Genomic DNA, 2,415 nt, shown 5'->3' on the forward strand with positions numbered 1-2,415 from the left:
GTCGCCATTGATGCGCCGCTGGGGCGCGAGGTGCTGGTCGAGGTGCGCGCCTCGGGTCTGTGTCACACCGACCTGATGTTCGCGACCACCGAACTATCGCCCCTGCCCGCCGTTTACGGGCATGAGGTGGCGGGCGTCGTGATCGGCATCGGCCCGAATGTGACGCAATTGCAACTCGGCGATCACGTCGTCGCCACGCTGACGCAATCCTGCGGGGCCTGCCCGCGCTGCGTTTCGGCCCGGACCTATCAATGCCAGAATCCCGGCGCGACGCTCCGCGCGCCGGGGCAGCCGCCACGGCTGACGCTGGACGGCAAGCCGGTGTTTCAGGGCTTTGGCCTTGGCGGTTTTGCCGAACGCGCCTTGATCCATGAAAACCAGCTTGCCGTTCTGCCGCGCGAATTTCCCTTTGCGCAGGCGGCCCTGCTGGGCTGCGGGGTGGTGACCGGCGCGGGTTCGGTGCTGAACACGGCAGGCGTGGCGGCGGGTGAAACCGTGGTCGTTATCGGTGCGGGCGGGGTCGGGCTGAACGCCCTGACCGGCGCGCGCATCGCAGGGGCCACGCGGATCGTGGCCGTGGACATCAACCAGCACCGGCTGGATATGGCACGCCAGTTTGGCGCAACGGATGTGATCGATTCATCCAAGGGCGATGCGGTCGCCGCGCTGCACGATCTGCTGCCCGGCGGCGCGGATCACGTCTTTGATTTCGTCGGCATCAGCGCCGTCAGCCAGCAGGGCTATGACATGCTGGGCGTCGGCGGCGGGCTTTATATGGCGGGCGCGGTCGATCCGCGTGCCTCGGTCAGCGTCGGTGTGATCGGTGCGATCGGCCAGCAGACCAGAGTGCAGGGCGTCAATTACGGCTCGACCAACTTCAAGCGCGACATCCCGATGTATGCCGATCTTTACCTGCAAGGGCGGATGAATCTGGATGATCTGGTGTCGCGCGAAATCTCTCTGGCCGAGGTGAACGAGGGTTACGAGGCCCTTCATTCCGGCACGTTGAACCGTGTCGTCATCACGTCTTTCTGAAAGGAAACCAAGATGCGTGAGATTACAAAACATTACATTGACGGGGCTTTTGTCACCCCGCATGGAACCGAGATTCTGGAAACATTCGACCCGGTGACGGGCAAGAAATCCGGCCATGTCGTGCTGGCCGATGAGGTCGATACCCAGGCCGCCATCGCCGCCGCCAACCGCGCGCTGGTAGCGTTTTCGCAAACCACGGTCGAGGAACGCATCGACCTGCTGCGCCGGATGCACAAGGCCACCGAGGCGCGGCTTGGCGATCTGATCGACGCGATGGTCAGCGAATATGGCGGCACGCGGCAGTTTTCCACCGTGATCTGCGAAGGCGCGGTCAGCGTGTTCCCCGCCGTCGAACAGGCGCTGCGCGAAACTGAAATGGTGCGGCAGTGGAACGGCACCACGGTGTTTTACCAGCCGGTCGGCGTGGCCGGCCTGATTACGCCCTGGAACGCGAATGCGCTGTTTTTGACGGCGAAAATGGCCTCGGCCATCGCGGCGGGCTGCACGGTCGTGGCCAAACCCAGTGAGCTGAGCGCCTGGCAGACGCAGGTGCTGATGGAATGTCTGCATGACGCAGGCGTGCCGGCGGGGGTCATCAACGTGGTGTCGGGGCGCGGCGATGTCGTGGGGGCGGAACTGGTCCGCAACCCCGATGTGCACAAGATCTCGTTCACCGGCTCGGCCGGGGTGGGCGCGGGGATCATGCGCGACGGTGCCGCGACGATGAAGCGCGTCACGCTGGAACTTGGCGGCAAATCGCCCACCGTGGTTCTGGATGACGCCGATTTCGCCAAGGCGATCCCCAGTGCGCTGGTCAACGCCTTCCTGAACAGCGGTCAGGCCTGTGCGGCGGGCACCCGCCTGCTGGTGCCGAACAGCCGCATGGACGAGGCAAAGGCCGCGATCAAATCGGCGATGGAACATTTCCCCGTCGGCCTGCCCGACGACCCCGCCACCGCCATCGGCCCGATGGTCTCGCAGCTGCAATGGACCCGGATTCAGGACCATATCCAGCGCGGCATCGACGCCGGTGCCACGCCACTGATCGGGGGCCTTGGCAAGCCCGCGGGCTTTGAGGACGGCTTTTTCGTGCGCCCGACGATCTTTGTCGATGTGGATAACGCCATGTCCATCGCGCAAGAGGAAATCTTTGGCCCGGTGCTCTGCGTCATCGGTTACGAGGACGAGGCCGACGCGATCCGCATCGCCAATGATTCCAAATACGGGCTGCATGGCTTTGTCGAGGGCACCGACCCGGAACGCTGCCGCCGCGTGGCGCGCCAGATCCTTGCCGGTCGTGTCGCCATCAACGGCATGAAGGACGACCAGCAGGCGCCCTTTGGCGGGTTCAGACATTCCGGTTACGGGCGCGAATTCGGC

General features: G+C 64.8%; 2 protein-coding genes. Both read left to right on the plus strand.

The genetic code is table 11. From position 1 onward, the window contains the following. On the plus strand, positions 1-1,035 hold a 1,035-nt coding region (locus Q4G14_RS15010), incomplete at its 5' end, for a zinc-binding dehydrogenase (protein ID WP_303362573.1). A 12-nt stretch (positions 1,036-1,047) separates the two neighbouring features. Next, positions 1,048-2,415, plus strand: a 1,368-nt coding sequence (locus Q4G14_RS15015; protein ID WP_303362574.1) for an aldehyde dehydrogenase family protein, incomplete at its 3' end; no start/stop codon positions are given.

It is taken from the genome of Paracoccus sp. (in: a-proteobacteria), from assembly GCF_030538755.1.
Classification (GTDB): domain Bacteria; phylum Pseudomonadota; class Alphaproteobacteria; order Rhodobacterales; family Rhodobacteraceae; genus Paracoccus.